The 16,050-nt window shown below is 67.0% G+C and carries 7 protein-coding genes, 1 tRNA gene and 1 other RNA gene; 4 read left to right on the top strand and 5 right to left on the bottom strand.

The features are described 5' to 3' along the window. The first annotated feature begins 68 nt into the window (after positions 1 to 68). Positions 69 to 161, top strand: a tRNA-Ser gene (locus tag AC5P5V_RS03480). A gap of 141 nt (positions 162 to 302) precedes the next feature. Here the strand turns inward: AC5P5V_RS03480 and AC5P5V_RS03485 are convergent. After that, the gene (locus AC5P5V_RS03485) at positions 303 to 713 is read right to left on the bottom strand and encodes a DUF3592 domain-containing protein (protein ID WP_269217115.1); all 411 of its coding nucleotides are present in this window, start codon (positions 711 to 713) and stop codon (positions 303 to 305) included. A gap of 127 nt (positions 714 to 840) precedes the next feature. On the opposite strand from AC5P5V_RS03485, the gene AC5P5V_RS03490 reads away from it, so the two are divergent. Next, positions 841 to 1,284: a GNAT family N-acetyltransferase gene (locus AC5P5V_RS03490; protein WP_061480527.1), complete on the top strand. Its 444-nt coding sequence runs from the start codon at positions 841 to 843 to the stop codon at positions 1,282 to 1,284. A 57-nt stretch (positions 1,285 to 1,341) separates the two neighbouring features. On the opposite strand, the gene AC5P5V_RS03495 is transcribed toward AC5P5V_RS03490, so the two are convergent. Both AC5P5V_RS03495 and AC5P5V_RS03500 read right to left on the bottom strand, forming a co-directional pair. After that, on the bottom strand, positions 1,342 to 12,231 hold the full coding sequence (locus AC5P5V_RS03495) for an autotransporter-associated beta strand repeat-containing protein (protein WP_235643121.1): 10,890 nt from the start codon (positions 12,229 to 12,231) through the stop codon (positions 1,342 to 1,344). A gap of 359 nt (positions 12,232 to 12,590) precedes the next feature. Continuing rightward, complete coding sequence (locus AC5P5V_RS03500) at positions 12,591 to 12,908, bottom strand: DMT family transporter (protein ID WP_005415486.1); 318 nt, start codon at positions 12,906 to 12,908, stop codon at positions 12,591 to 12,593. Between the two features lie 300 nt (positions 12,909 to 13,208). Between AC5P5V_RS03500 and ffs the strand changes: the two genes are divergently transcribed. After that, an RNA gene (gene ffs, locus AC5P5V_RS03505) (signal recognition particle sRNA small type) lies at positions 13,209 to 13,299 on the top strand. A gap of 156 nt (positions 13,300 to 13,455) precedes the next feature. Here ffs and AC5P5V_RS03510 read toward each other — a convergent pair. Together AC5P5V_RS03510 and AC5P5V_RS03515 are read right to left on the bottom strand one after the other, a co-directional pair. Then, a complete protein-coding gene (locus AC5P5V_RS03510; protein ID WP_180869537.1) occupies positions 13,456 to 14,223 on the bottom strand; it encodes an MBL fold metallo-hydrolase in 768 nt (255 codons plus the stop codon). After that, positions 14,223 to 14,972, bottom strand: coding sequence for a 3-deoxy-D-manno-octulosonic acid kinase (locus tag AC5P5V_RS03515; RefSeq protein WP_061479959.1), 750 nt, complete (start codon positions 14,970 to 14,972; stop codon positions 14,223 to 14,225). The genes AC5P5V_RS03510 and AC5P5V_RS03515 overlap by 1 nt, the downstream gene beginning before the upstream one ends. Before the next feature lie 20 nt (positions 14,973 to 14,992). Between AC5P5V_RS03515 and AC5P5V_RS03520 the strand changes: the two genes are divergently transcribed. Then, entirely contained in the window at positions 14,993 to 16,039 is a 1,047-nt protein-coding gene (locus tag AC5P5V_RS03520) for a glycosyltransferase family 9 protein (protein ID WP_134969287.1), read from the top strand. Positions 16,040 to 16,050: the final 11 nt, after the last annotated feature.

Here is a 16,050-nt window from a genome sequence, read left to right on the forward strand (position 1 = left end):
TTGTGTCCGGCCGCGCCGCCCGCTAGAATCTGCGCCCCTGCTGAGGCATTTGCCGAGGGCAGGGATCCGGAGAGGTGTCCGAGTGGTTGAAGGAGCACGCCTGGAAAGTGTGTAAGCGTCTAAACCGCGCTTCGGGGGTTCGAATCCCCCTCTCTCCGCCAGATAAATGAAGAAGCCGCCCAGTGGGCGGCTTTTTTGTTTGGCTGGCGGGAATCGCCGCAGGTACTACCGGACTGAACAGGCCCTGCCGTCGTGGCCGGTCCAACGGCCGGCCCGCCGACGGCGCGCGATCCGCCCGCAGGTCATCTGCGCCGGAGCAGTCTCCGCACGCAGGCGCCGACGAACGCCAGCCCCAGCAGCACCCACACGACCGTCATTCCCCACAGCGCACCGAACGTGTCCAGGACCGGCTCCAGCCGCGGTTGCGCCGGGTCGTACAGCACGCGTACCGGCTGCCCAGGCTCATAGCCGAAGATCATGCCGCCCTGCGGGTACGAGACGCGTTGGCCGGTCGCGGTGGTGAACGCGACCTGCGGATGCGATCCGCCGGCGTTCAGGCGCTCAACCTGGCCATCAACGGCCTGCGCGACCTCCAGGAACTCAAGACGATGTGTCACCTCGAAGGCGGCCACGGCAAGGATCAACAGTCCCACCACGCCAAACAGCAGACCGCGCATCAGCTGGGCAGTCCGGAAAGAAGAAGGATCGGGCATCGCTGGGCAGCTCCGTTGCAGGCGGGAAGACGAATGGGGTCGGCGGATCCTGCCGCGCGGTCACTCCCGTTGCCCGACAGCATAACCCGGAGGCCACGCAGCCCCCTCCGCACGCTAGGGTGGCTGCATGAGCCTTCGTGTCTACCAACCCGCCGCCGCACGCGCCTGCCTGTCGATTTTCGACAGCAACGTACCCACCTACTTCGCGCCCGAAGAGCGCAGCGACTTCGAACGCTTCCTGCGCGAGCAGGCCACGGGCTGTGCATTCCAGGTGATCGAGCGCGATGGAAACGTCGTCGCCTGTGGTGGCCTCTCGCGCCGTAGCGACGGCAGCGCCGGCTTCTGCTGGGGCATGGTGCAGCGCGCGCTGCACCGCCAGGGACTGGGCCGCGAACTGGCACTCGCGCGCCTGCACCAGGCTGAAAGCGATCCGTCGATCGACCGCATCGCGCTCAGCACCAGCCAGCACACCCAGGGCTTCTATGCCGGCCTGGGTTTCCAGGTGGCGCGCATCGTGCCCGATGGGCATGGCGCCGGGATCGACGCCGTTGAAATGGAGCGGGAGCTGTAGCGCTCCCGCCCCGGTGCCATCCACGAAGGGCGTTGATCTACCGCAGGCATCCCCTGCTCAGAACCCGACGCGCAGGTTGATCTGCCCACCCACATCGCGGCGGCCATCGCCATGCTGGCCCTGCACGAACATCGACAGCTGGCTGTTGCGACCGAGGCCGACCGCCACACCCACCTGGCTGACCAGGGCATTGCGTGCCATCACCGCGCTGTAGACATCGAAGGCGTCGCCGCCCACCGCAAAGCGGTTGCGGCTGGCTACATCGGTATCCCCCGACGCATGCTGCCAACCCAGGCCGACCGTCAGCTGCGCCGGGAAGCGCTCGCCGCTGCCCACGTCCCAGCGCCCACGCACGCCCACCGTGCTGACATTGAGCGTGTCCTTGCCGCCTTCCAGCACCAGTGCCGCGCTGCCACCCTGCTCCACCGCACGATCGCTGTCGACCCAGTGCTTGGTGAACTGCACATAGGGCTGCAGCTGGGTCCTGCCGTGGGTCCATGTCCAGCTGCCTTCCACCTGGGCGATGGTCACATCGGCATCCTGGCGGCTGTACAGGGTCTGGCCCAACAACGGCACTTCACGCGTGGTGCGCGTCCGGTAGTCACCGCGCGACACGCTGCCGCCCACCGCGAAGCCGTTGTTCCACTGTCCCTGTGCATACAGGCCGAACGTGTGGCCACGCAGGCGGGCCCGCGAGCTGCGATCATACAACCGCGTATCCAGCCGCTCGTTGCCGGCCGCTGCACCCAGCACCACATGCTCGCCCAGCTGCCAGTCGACACCGGCCATCAGCGCATTGCGATTGGCGCGGATCTCATCGCCATTGCCGTCGCCATCCTGCCTGAACACCTTGCCGCTGCCGGCCAACCAGGCCGACGCGTGCTCGCCACGCACGGTCGGCAACTCGCTGCCGAGTCGCTGGCGGATGCCTTCTTCCAGGTAGTTGTCGTACAGCAGCACCGCGCGGCTGGCCGCGTGCACTTCACCGGAGAGCTGTTCGAATGCGCTGCGCGCAGTGCCGGCGTCATACATCAGTACCGTGTTGTACAGGCCCAAGGCCGCGCCACCCTGCGGCAGGCTATCCAGCGCCGCGGCGGTGTTGTACTGGTTGCGCGTGTTGGCCACGGTGGTGAACGCTGCGGTCTGCGCCACGTCGATCTGCAGGTTGGCCGTGTTGGCGGTGTAGACCGGGGTGATGGTCAGGAAGGCCGACGGCGAGGTTGCCGAGGCGAACTGCCCACTCACGCCACCGCCCGCACTGACCACCGTGTACTGCTGGCCCTGCTGGTAGCTGGTGCTCGGCGAAATGGTATTCACCCGCACGGTGCTGCCGCCCACATTCGCGCTGCCGCCGACCTGCACCGTGTCGCTGCCGGTGGCGCCCAGGTCGATGCCCAGCGTGCTGCCCGGTGACAGGTTCAGATTGCCGCCCACCGTGATCGTGCCGGTGCCGTTGCCTGCACCACCGCCATTGCCCGGGCCATTGCCCGGCGACAGCACGCCGCCGCTGGACACCGTCACGCCACCGCCGGTACCCCCGATGGTGCCGGTGCCGGACAGGGTCGTGCCGCTGCCGATGGTCCACTGTCCGCCGATGTTGCCGGTGACATTCAGGCCGCCGCCGGTGACCTGGCCGGTGCCGCTGAAGCCACCACTGTTGCCGCCCAGATTCAGCGTGCCCGGGCCGGCCTGCACGATGCTGCCACCGCCGGTGATGCTGCCGCCAAGCGTGGTGGTGCCACCGGTGTTGATGACCAGACCACCGTTGTTGGTGATGTTGCCGATGATTGAGCCGCTGGCCCCACCGTTGCCGACCTGCACGGTGCCGCCGGCATTGATGGTGGTACCCCCGGTGTAGGTGTTGTTGCCAGTCAGCGTGAGGGTGCCGGTGCCGGCCTGGGTCAGGCCGCCACTGCCGCTGATGGTGCCGCCCACCGTGCTGTTGCCGCCGACGTTGAACACGAGGCTGCCGTTGTTGCTGACATTACCGGTGATTGCACCGCTGGCGCCCCCATTGCCGACCTGCAGCGTGCCGCCGGTGTTGATGGTGGTGCCGCCGGTATAGGTGTTGTTGCCGGTCAGGATCACGGTGCCGGTGCCCGCCTGGGTCAGGCCACCGCTGCCACTGATGGCGCCGCCGACGGTGGTGTTGCCGCCCACGTTGAACACCAGGCTGCCGTTGTTGGTGACGCTGCCGCCGATGGCACCGGTGGCGCCGCCATTACCCACCTGCAGCGTGCCTCCCGTGTTGATGGTGGTCGGGCCGGTATAGGTGTTGTTGCCGGTCAGGGTCAGCGTACCGCTGCCGGCCTGGGTGAGGCCGCCACTGCCGCTGATGGTGCCGCCCAGCGTGGTATCGCCCGCCAGGTTGGACACCAGCGTGCCGTTGTTGGTGACATCACCGACGATTGAGCCCGTTGCCCCGCCATTGCCCAGCTGCAGCGTACTGCCGGCGTTGATGGTCGTGCCGCCGGTATAGGTGTTGGTCCCGGTCAGCAGCAGCGTACCGCTGCCCGCCTGGGTCAGGCCGCCGCTGCCACTGATGGTGCCGCCCAGCGCGGTGTTGCCGGCCACGTTGGAAATCAACGCGCCATTGTTGGTGATGTCGCCAGCGATGGCGCCGGTCGCGCCGCCGTTGCCCACCTGCAGCGTGCTGCCGGTACTGATGGTGGTCCCACCGGTGTAGGTGTTGTTGCCCACCAGGGTCAGCACACCGCTGCCGGCCTGGGTCAGGCCACCACTGCCGCTGATCGCACCGCCGACCGTGGTGTTGCCCGCAACGTCGAACACCAGGCTGCCGTTGTTGGCAACGTTGCCGGTGATCGCGCCGGCCGCACCGCCATTGCCGACCTGCAACGTGCCACCGGCATTGATGGTGGTGCCGCCGGTATAGGTGTTGTTGCCGGTCAGGGTCAGCGTGCCGCTGCCGGCCTGGGTCAGGCCGCCACTGCCGCTGATGGTGCCACCGAGCGTGGTGTTGCCGGCCACGTTGGATACCAGCGCACCGTTGTTGGTGATGTCGCCGACGATCGCGCCGGTCGCACCGCCGTTGCCGATCTGCAATGTGCCACCGGCATTGATGGTGGTACCGCCGGTGTAGGTGTTGTTGCCGGTCAGCACCAGCCTGCCACTGCCGGCCTGGGTCAGGCTGCCACTGCCGCCGACTACACCGCCCACGGTTGCCGTGGTGCCGAGGTTGTAGACCAGGCTGCCGTTGTTGGTGATGTCGCCCAGCACCGAACCGGTGCTGCCGCCGTTGCCGATCTGCAGCGTACTGCCACCGTTGATGGTGGTGCCTCCGGTATAGGTGTTGTCGCCACTGAGGGTCAGCGTGCCGGTACCGCTCTGCACCAGGCCGCCGGTGCCACTGAGGACGCCGGCGAACGTGGTGCTGGCGTTGTTGCCGCCGGTGGTCAGCGTTGCACCGCCCAGCACCACGCTGGAACCGGTCACGCCAGCGAGGCCTCCGATGCTCTGGCTGCCACCGGCGCTGATATCCAGCGTACCGGCACCGGCCAGGTTGACCGTGCTGGCACCGGACAGGCTGCCACCGGCCGCCACCGCCAGCGTGCCACTGTTGATGGTGGTGGCGCCGGTATAGGTACTCGCACCGCCGAGGGTGACCGTCGCTGCGCCATCCTTCAGCAGGCCGCCAGCGCCGCTGATCGGGCCGTTCAAGGTCAGTGCGCTGCTGCCGCCCAGAGTCAGCGTGCCGCTGGCCAGCTGTACGGTGTTGGCCAGCGTCAGCGCGCTGGTGCCATCCAGGCTGGCGTTGCCGCCTACGGTCAGCGCACCGGTTCCCAGCGAACCGTCGTTGCCCAGTAGCAGGCCACCGGCATTGAGGGTCACGCCGCCCGTGAAGACGTTGACGCCAGTCAAGCCCTGGATGCCTGCGCCGTTCTTTACCAGCCCCCCTGCACCTCCGATGGTGCCGGCGAACGTGGTATTGCCCACGCCATTGAGGGTCAGCGTGCTGCCACCCAACGCCAATGAAGAGCCTGCCACGCCTGCCAGCGAACCGATCGCCTGCGCGCCCCCCGCACTGATGTCGAAGGTGGTACCGGCGTTGGCCAGGTTCACCGCACCGGTCGCAGCGAGGCTGCCACCGGCGCCGATCGCCAGCGTGCCGGCGTTGATGGTGGTGCCACCGGTGAAGGTGTTGGTGCCGGTCAACGTCTGGGTACCGGAGCCTTCCTTGATCAGCCCACCGGAGCCGGCCACCGAACCACTGAACGTGCCATTGGTGGCGTCTCCGATCGTCAGCGTGTTGGCGCCCAGATTCACCGTGCCGTTGCCGATCAGGGTACCGAACTGCTGCGTGCCGCTGCCTGCCGACAGATCGAAGGTCGCCCCCGAGGCCAGGTTGACGATGCCACTGGCGTACAGGCTCGCGCCCGCACCCAGTGCCAGCGTACCAGCGTTGATGTTGGTGCCGCCGGTATAGGTGTTGGTGCCGTTCAAGGTCAGCGTCGCGGCACCCTCCTTGGTCAGGCTGCCGGTACCACTCAGGTTGCCGTTGAGGGTGAGGTTGTTGCTGCCCAGGACGGTCAACGCGTTGCTGAGGATGAAGTTGTTGCCGAGGATGACCGCAGTGTTCGAATCGAGCGTCGCAGCGCCTCCGACCGTCACCGTACCGGTGCCCAGCGCAGCATTGTTGCCGACCACCAGACCACCGGCGTTGAGCGCCACGCCACCGCTGAAAGTGTTGGCGCCATTGAGCGTCTGCACGCCCGCACCGTTCTTGATCAGGCCGCCACTGCCGCCGATCACACCGCTGAAGGTGCTGTCCACGGTGCCGCCCAGGGTCAGTGTGCTGCCGCCCAGCGCCACCGTGCTGCCTGCAACGCCGGCCAGCGAACCGATGGCCTGGTTACCCGCGGAGATGTCGAGCGTGCCCGCACCGGCCAGGTTCACCGCACCGGTTGCGGCGAGGCTGCCACCGGCACCGATCGCCAGCGTGCCGCTGTTGATGGTGGTACCCCCGGTGTAGGTGTTGGCACCGCTCAGGGTTACCGTGGCCGCACCGTCCTTGATCAACCCACCTGTACCCGAGATCACACCGCCCAGTGCCAGCGACTGGCTGCCGAGCAGATCAAGATTGGCACCCGCTGCCAGGCTGATGTTGTTGGACAGGCTGGCACCGGTCGTTGCATCCAGCGTTGCGTTGCTTCCGACCGTCAACGCACCGCTGCCGAGCGCAGCGTTGTTGCCGACCACCAGGCCACCGCCGTTCAGTGCAACGCCACCACTGAACAGATTGGCGTCACCCAGCGTGAGGATGCCGGTGCCATTCTTGACCAGGCCACCGGTGCCGGAAATCGTGCCATCGAAGAGGCTGTTGCCCACACCACCAAGTGTCAGCGTCTGTGCCCCCAGGCTCACCGTCGAGCCGGCCACGCCGTTCAACGATCCGATGGTCTGGTTGGCCCCTGCGGTGGAGATGTCGAAGCCGGTGCCCGCAGCGCTCAGCGTCACCGCGCCGGTCGCGGCCAGGCTGCCGCCCGGACCAATCGCCAGCGTGCCAGCATTGATGAAGGTGCCGCCGGTGTAGGTGTTGGCACCGGTCAGCGTTTCGATGCCCGCGCCCACCTTGGTCAGGCCACCGGTGCCTGCGATCGAGCCACTGAAGGTGCCATTGGTGGCGCCGCCGACCTCGATCGAGTTGGCACCGAGGTTCACCGTACCATTGCCGACCAGGGTGCCGAACTGCTGCGTGCCGCTGCCGGCAGACAGATCCAGCGTGGCACCCGTGGCGAGGTTCACGGTACCGCTCGCCGCCAGGCTGGCACCGGCCCCCAGCGCCAGCGTGCCGGCGTTGATGTTGGTGCCACCGGTATAGGTGTTGGCGCCGTTCAAAGTCAGCGTCGCGCTGCCATTCTTGGTGAGGCTGCCGGCCCCGGACAGGACGCCGTTGAGCGTCAGTGCATTGGTCCCGAGCACGGTCAGCCCGGCGTTGAGCGCGATGTTGTTGGCCAGCGTTGCCAGGCCGGTGGTATCCAGCGTGGCGGCACCACCAACGGTCAATGCGCCGGTGCCCAACGCCGCATCATTGCCAAGCACCAGTCCGCCCGCGTTGAGCGTTACGCCGCCGCCAAACGTGTTGGCACCGGACAGCGTCTGTACGCCCGCGCCTGCTTTGATCAGACCGCCGCCGCCACTGATCACGCCATCGAACGCGGCGTTGCCGGCCGTACCGAAGGTGAGCGAATTGCCGCCCAGCGCCAGGGTGCTGCCACCCGCACCGTTGAGCGCGCCGATGGTCTGGCTGCTGCCGGCACCGGAAATATCAAAGCCAGCGCCTGCACCCAACGTGACATCACCCGCTGCAGCAAGGCTGCCGCCCGCGCCCAGCGCCAACGTGCCGGCATTGATGGTGGTACCTCCGCTGTAGGTGTTGGCACCGGACAGCGTCAGCGTGGTGGCACCATTCTTGACCAGGCTGCCATTGCCGCCGACCACGCCCGACAGCGTCAGCGCATTGCTGCCCGGCAACGTCAGTACGACGCCCGAGCCCAGCGTGACCGCATTGCCGAGTGTCACTGCCGCGCCCGCGTCCAGCGTGGTGCTGGCATTCACCGCCAGCGCACCGGTACCGAGCGCACCATTCGCACCGACCACCAGGCCACCGCCGTTCAAGGTCAGGCCGCCATCGAAGGTATTGGTGTTGTTGAGGGTCAGCAGGCCCGCACCGTTCTTGATCAGGCTGCCATTGCCGGCCACCACGCCACCGAGGGTGAGATCGTTGCTGCCGCCCAGGGTCAGCTGCGTACCGGCACCGAAGTTCACTGCGTTGGCCAGGTTCAGCGCCACTGTGCTGTCCAGCGTGGTCGTGCCACCAATGCCCAGTGCACCGGTACCGAGTGCGCTGGCGTTGCCGAGAATCAGGCCACCGTCGTTGAGTGCAAGGCCACCACTGAAAGTATTGGCACCGGACAGCGTCTGCACGCCGGCACCGGTCTTGATCAGGCCGCCGGTACCATCGATCACGCCGGCAAAGCTGCCACTGCTGGCGCCGCCAAAGGTCAACGACTGCGCGCCCAGCACCAGCTGGCTGCCTGCCACGCCGTTCAGCGCGCCGATGGTCTGCGCCGCACCGGCTGCGGAGATGTCCAGCGTCGCACCGGCACCGGCAAGATCCACCGCGCCGGCCGCGGCAAGACTGCCGCCCGCCCCCAGCGCCAGCGTGCCGGCGTTGATGGTGGTGCCACCGGTGTAGAGGTTGGCGCCGGACAGGGTGAGGCGGGCCGCGCCGTCCTTGATCAACCCACCGGCACCGAATACCGGACCGGTGAGCGTCAGGTCATTGCCGCCCAGCACGGAGAGATTCGCACCGGCGGCCAGGCCGATGAGGTTGCCTATGGTGAGTGCAGACGTTGCATCCAGCGAAGCGTTGCCGCCCACGTCCAGCTGGCCGGTACCCAGTGCCTGCGCATTGCCCAGCTGCAGCAGGCCCGCGTTGAGGCCGACACCCCCGCTGAAGGTGTTGGGTCCATTCAACGCCAGCGTGGCCGTACCATTCTTGACCAGGCTGCCAGTGCCACTGATGAGACCGCCCAGTGACACGTCCTGGCTGCCCAGCAGATCCAGCGCCGCGCCTGCCCCGAGGTTGACGTTGTTGGCGAGGTTCAGCGCTACTGAACTGTCCAGCGTGGCAGTGGCGCCCACCGACAGTGCACCGGTGCCCAGTGCGGCGGCGTTCCCCAGGAACACGCCGCCGCCGTTGACGGTGAGCCCACCACCGAAGCTGTTGGCGCCGTTGAGGGTCAACGTGCTGGCACCGTTCTTCACCAGCCTGCCGGTACCGGACACCACGCCACCCAGCGTGATCGCCTGCGAGCCCGGCAACGACAGCGCCGCACCCGCGCCCAGGTCAACATTGTTGGTCAGGCTCAACGGGGCGCTGCCATCGAGCGTGACGTTGCCGCCGATGCCCAGTACTCCAGTACCGAGCGCGCCGCTGTTACCCAGCAGCAGGCTGCCGGCGTTTGCATTCAGTCCACCGCTGAAGGTGTTGGTGCCGTTCAAGGTCAGTGTCGATGCGCCATTCTTGACCAGGCTGCCGGTGCCCGTGATGTTGCCGTCCAGGGTCAGGTTCTGGCTGCCCGGCAGGGTCAGGGCCGCACCGAGGTTGATCGCATTGCCCAGGTTCAGCGCCGCAGTGGCGTCCAGCGAGCCGTTGCCACTGACCGTCAGCGCACCGCTTCCCAGCGCACCGGCGTTGCCCAGCACCAGGCCACCGGCCGCAAGATTCACCCCACCGCTGAAGGTATTGGCACCGGTCAGCGTCTGCACGCCGGTACCCTGCTTGATCAGCCCACCGGTGCCGCCGATCACGCCGGCGAAGGTCTGGTTGGTGGCATCACCGAAGGTGAGCGTGCTGCTGCCCAGCGCCAGGGTGCTGCCCGCCACACCGGACAATGCACCGATGGTCTGGTTGCCACCCAGCGAGATATCCAGCGCGCTGCCAGCGCCGGCCAGGCTGACCGCGCCGGTCGCCGCCAGGCTGCCACCACTGGCCAATGCCACCGTTCCGGCATTTACCGCCAGCCCACCAGTGAACATGTTCGCGCCGCCCAGCGTCAGCGTGGCAGCGCCGTTCTTGACCAGGCTGCCGCCCCCACCAATGACACCCCCCAGCGTCAGCGCATTCGAGCCCAGCACATTGAGCGAACCACCGGCGCCAAGCGTGATGCCATTGCCCACGGCGAGCCCGGCGCTGGCGTCGAGCGATACCGCACCGCCGACGTTCAGTGCCCCGGTTCCCAGTGCACCGCCGTTGCCCAGCACCAGACTGCCCGCGTTGAGTGCCAGACCACCGCCGAACGTATTGGCGCCGTTGAGGGTCAGCGACGATGCACCATCCTTGATCAGGCCGCCAGCGCCGCTGATCACCCCGTTGAAGGTGAGCGCCTGCCCGCCAAGCAGATTCAGGCTGGCACCCGATCCGAGGCTGACAGCATTGGTCAGCGCCAGCGCCGTGGTGCCGTCGAAGGTGGTGTTGCCGCCGACAGAGAGCGTACCGCTGCCCAGCGCGGCGGCATTGCCCAGCAACAAGCCACCGGCGTTGAGCGCAACACCGCCCGTGAGGCTGTTGACGCCCGACAGGGTCTGCACACCGGTGCCGAGCTTGATCAGGCCGCCGGTGCCTGCGGCGAACGTGCCGCTGTAGCTGGTATTGCCCAGCCCGCCCAGGGTCAGGGTGTGGCTGCCGAGGTTGACCGAACCACCAAGCCCGGCCAGCGAGCCGATGGTCTGGTCGGCCGCCGCCGAAAGATCCAGGCTGGTGCCGACGCCCAGCGTGATCGCACCGGTGGGCGACAGGCTGCCGCCCGCGCCCAGCGCCAACGCGCCCCCGGCCAGGTTGAAGCTGCCGCTCAGCGAATTGGCACCGTTCAAGGTCAGCGTGCCGGCACCGTTCTTGGTCACGTTGCCGGCACCGGATATCGAGCCACTCAATGTCAGCGCATTGCTGCCCAGCAGGTTCAGCGAGCCCCCGCCATTGACCACCAGGTTGTTGCCCAGGGTGAAGCCCGCCGTCGTATCCAGCGAGGCGCTGCCACCGACGGTCAGGTTGCCGCTGCCGAGTGCACCGGCATTGCCCAGCAGCAGGCCGCCGGCATTGAGGTTGACGCCCCCGGAGAACAGGTTTGCGCCGCCGAGAGTAACAATGCCGGTGTTGTTGACCGTCAGCCCACCAGTGCCTGAAAGCACGCCATTCAAGCCGAACGCATTGGTCCCGGCCAGGGATAGATTGCCGCCGAGGTTGAACGCATTGGCCAGATTCAGACCGGCCGTGGAGGATGCGATGGCACCGCCGTTGGCCGTGAACAGCCCTGTGCCGAATGAACCGGCATTGTTGAAATTGACCAGGCCATCATTGAGCGTCGTCGGGCCGGATGCGCCCCATGCGCCCTGCAGGTTCCAGGTACCGCTGTTGACGGTGAGCTTCTGGAAGTTGAGGTACTGGTTCCAGCCCAGTGTGGTCACCGCTCCGCCGGTGCCTGACCCGGGACCGGCGGAACTGTTCTGCAGCACCAGCGCGTTGTTGCCCGCACCGCTGCCGGTACCCGCGTCGACCGTTCCCGCTGCCGCAACCTTCACCCCGGTAACACCCGTAATCACGCCGGCAAGGGCGGTGCCACCGCCGGCCACAACGCTGGAACCCGACACTGCGGTGAAGGTATTGCCGCCGGTTGAATCACCCAGATGAACGCTACCGTTGACCGCCCCAGCATTGAGGAACGTATTACCGCCAGAAGCGCCCAGGCCGACGCGTCCGTCGATGGTACCGGTGTTGGTCACATTCGCTGCCGCGCCACCATAGGTCACCACCGTGGTCGCGTCGGAAACGCTGCCCACACCGATCAAGGACGTGCTGATCAGGCCGGCATTGTTGATGGTGGTGGTGCCGTTGACGTTCTGTGCCACCAGCGCCTGTCCACCGAAGCCCAGCAGCGTTGCGATGTTGACGACACCCTTGATCTGTCCACTGGCGTTGTTGTTGACGACGATCGCGCTGTTGTTGGCGGAACCATTGCCGATGACCAGGCCGGGCGAGGCGAGGACGATCGAGCTCGGATCGATCGTGCCATTGTTGTTGACCGTCACGTTGTCGCCGGTCAGCGTTGCTGCGTTGCCTCCACCTACGATCGGCGGCGTACGCAGCAATGCACCCGCGGCGATGTTCAGCGTGAGGCCGTTGGTCGCGTTGGAGTAGTTGTTGATGGTGGTGGTGCTGTCGCAGTTTACGGTCGTGGTACCCGTGCACGCTGCGAATGCCGATCCACTGGCCAGTGTGGCGGCCAATGCCGCCGCCAGCTGCTGCGTCCGCAATCGCGGTACCCGCCCTGCGCTGACCGCGCTTCCCCCGGGATTCTGGGCGACCTCCGAAGCAACCTGCATTACCCCAAGGGCACGATTGAAAACCAGACGGTAAATGCGGTTCATCGGTAAATCTCCATGAAAAGACCGGATGGCACAGCTGGCAGGTTTTTTTGGAGAAAATGCGGGCCACCCCTGCTCCCGATACGGGAACAAGGCCTGAAGGCATTAACTCCTTAAAATCTTCACATCTTCACCTGATCGCACCCAGGGACAGGTACGTCAGCGTGTCCCTCAAGGCGAAAACTCCCCGATTTCGCCCGACGAATGGCGGCACTGTGCGACCGGCGGTGCCAGCGGCATGTGAATCACGCGCGCCATTTTCATGACGCACGTCAAATAAAAGGGGCCGGCATAATGGTTTTGCCGAAAATGCATATCGTTGTATGTGGCGGGGAATCCGTGCCCGCCATGAGTAAATAAATTCAGCTACTGGAGAGTTTCATCAGCACCAGGCCGGAAACAATCAGCACCGCTGCACCGATCCGCATCGGGCTGACCTGCTCACCCAGGAATACGATGCCGACCACGAACGCGCCGACCGCGCCGATGCCGGTCCAGATCGTATAGGCGGTGCCCAGCGGCAGGCTGCGCATGGCCACCGCCAGCAGCCAGAAGCTGGCGATCATGCCGATGATCGTGACCACGGTGGGGGTGAGCCGGGTGAAGCCTTCGGACTGCTTCATGGATACGGCCCAGACGATTTCCAGCAGGCCGGCAAACAATAGATAGATCCAGGCCATGACGGCCCTCCTCTTGGTAGGGCCAGGCCGTCCTGGTCTTTGATTCCCGATGTGGGGGAGGTCGTTCCTCCTGGCCGGCATTCTAGCAACGGGGGCCACGCCCGGCCGCCGTGGCCAGGAACGGGTTACAGCCGGTTCAGTGCGTGACGCTGGCGTCGATGGCCCGGCCTGCGCTAGAATGAGGGTCTGCCATCGGTCAGCCGATGTGCGGTCCGGCTGTGGTCTCCGGCGCATCGCGCGCTGCTTCCCCTGATCCGTGAACTGGCCGCCCACCGGGCGGCCAACGTCTCTATGGTGGCCCCGTCGGCCCCTCGCGACGCTAGGTCGAAAACCCCGCCAGGGCCGGAAGGCAGCAACGGTATCGATCGACGCGGGCGCCGAGGCCAGCCGGCGGGGCCACCGCCTTTTTCGGCGACGCCCTCGCCTCTGGTAGATGCCACCCTTGGTTGGCGCCCCTCGCCGGGCATGGCCCCGCGCTACTACAGCGCGCGCTCCAGCGCCTCCAGTTCGGCGGCCAGCGCCGCATCGGCGGGCTGGCCGGTCCTGCTCACGGCGGATCCTGCACCAGCACGTGCGGCGCAGTCGGGTCGGCCAGCGGCACGCACTGCCCCGGCTGCGCCACGCGGTGCCCGCGCGCGGCCAGCGCCTGGCCATCGGCCACGCTGGCGTAGTGGTAGAGCATCATCCGCGCCTGCAGTTCGATGCTGTACTCACGCTCCAGGTCGTCCACGCCCGTGTGTGACGGGTTGCCGTGCAGGCCGCAGTCGTGGGCGATCAGTTCGTTGTCGTCGGCGTAGCGCGCCAGCATCTCCGGAATCGGCCGGGTATCGCCGCTCCAGGTCAGCGCGCCCTGCAGGCGCAGGCCATAGGCCGTCTCCGGCCAGTGATGGCGCACCGGAAACACCTCCAGGCGCACCCCCTCATGCCAGAACGCCTCGCCCACCACGATCAGGTGGAAGGCATCCCAGAAATTCGCACCGCCCTCAGCCAGCACGTTCGGATAGTCAGCAATGCGCTTGTGCAGCAGCGGCACCACCGTGGCAGGCACGTACAGGCGCACCTTGCCGCGCCGGTGCGCATTGAAGAAAGTGTCCACGAACAGGCGCTCGAAGCCGGCCACATGGTCCAGGTGCACATGGGTGACGAACAGCGCCTGCGGCATGTGCCCGTAGTGCGCCTTGAACGCGGTGAGGCCTTCACCGCCGCAATCGATGGTCAGCCACGGGCGACCACCGCGCTCGATCACCGACATCGGCGATCCCAGCTCGACCGCCGACGCATTGCCGACGCCGAGGAAACGCAACGACCAGTCCATCAGGTGCCCCGGTTCCAGGCCATGTCATAGGCACGGCGCAGCCGTGCGTAGTCCTTCTGCACATCTTCCACGCTGCGCTCGCCGCGCAGCTTGATCAGCGAGCGCAGCAACCGCTTGAGGTTGCGTTCGCGCCAGCCGGTGGCAGGGATGCGGATCACCCCACGGTCGAAATCGATCAGCCAGCCATGACCACTGCCATCGAACAGGATGTTGTGCGCGTTGAGGTCGGCATGGTCCAGGCCGGCACGGTGGAAACGGGCGATCAGCCGCCCGGTCTCCTCCCAGGGCGCGCCCCGGCCCGCAACCAGTGCGCGGTCGGCCAGCGAGCGCACGCCCTCGATCCGTTCCATCAGGATCGCGGCCCGGTAGCGCAGGCCCTCGCGCATGTAGAACGCGGCGATCGGCCGTGGCACCGGCAACTTCTTCTCGCGCAGCGCGCGCATCAAGCGGAATTCGGCGAAGCTGCGGGTCCGGTCCGAGCCGCGCCAGAGGTATTGGTCGAGGCTGATCCGGGCCGCCATGCCGCCGCGCAGATAGTGGCGCAGCACGCTGGCACCGAACGGCGCATCGACGAACCAGGCGCTGCCGCGGCCGCCCTCGCCCACCGGGCGGGCCTTGCTGCCCCAGTGCTGGGGCGAGAACAGGCCAATATCGGCTTGCCGCAGCCGCTCGCGGTCGAACAGAATGGCCCCGATGCCGCGACCCTCGCGGCATGGCGTCAGCGCTTCATTGGCGTCGAATGCGACCATTTCATTGAGTCTAACAACACATGGCATCAGCGTCCTCCTCCTTGTGCCTCCTGCGCCTGTCCGCACTCGGCGACGTCACCCACGTGGTGCCCCTGGTGCGCACCCTGCAGGCTGCGCGCCCGGACACGCCGATCCACTGGATCATCGACAAGGTTGGCCACAAGCTGCTTGACGGCCTGCCCGGCGTCACCTTCCATGCCTACGACAAGAAGAGCGGCATGGCCGGGGTCAAGGAACTGCGCAGGCAACTGCCACCGGGGCGCTTTGAAGCGCTGTTGCAGATGCAGGTCGCGTTCCGCGCCAACCTGCTGTCGGCCTTCATTCCGGCCGAGCGCCGCATCGGATACGACCGCAGCCGCTCCAAGGACCTGCACGGGCTCTTCATCAACGAGCGTATTCCCGATCGCCCCGGCATCCACGTGCTGGATGCCATCGGCAGCTTCTGCGAGCCGCTGGGCCTGCGCCAGACCGAAGTCAGCTGGGATCTGGCCGTGCCGCCCTCCGCCTTCGAGTGGGCCGCCGCGCAGTGGCAGGACGATGGCCGCCCGGTGCTGATGATCTCGCCCTGCTCCAGCCACGTGCGCCGCAACTGGTACGCCGACCGCTACGCCGCGGTGGCCAACCATGCCGTCCAGCGCGGTTGGCGGGTGGTGCTGTGCGGTGGCCGCAGCGAACTGGAGCGCCACATGGCCGATGCGATCCAGGCGCAGCTGCAGACGCCGGCACTGGACCTGGTCGGCAAGGACACGCTCAAGCAGCTGCCCGCCCTGCTGGCCCGCGCCAACCTGGTGATGACCCCGGACTCGGGCCCGATGCACATCGCCAACGCAATGGGCACCAAGGTGCTGGGACTGCATGCGGCCAGCAACCCGAACCGCAGTGGCCCGTACTCGGACCGCCGCTACTGCGTGGACCGCTACGACGATGCGGCACGCAAGTACCTGGCCAAGCAGGCCGCCGATCTGAAGTGGGGCACCAAGATCGAGTTCGACGATGTGATGGAACTGATCACCGTGGAAGACGGCATCGCCGCCTTCGAACGCTACGTCGCCGACCACCTGGGGTGAGCGGCGAGCGG

The sequence above is a fragment of the Stenotrophomonas sp. YJH_SMC_130 genome (genome assembly GCF_059369035.1).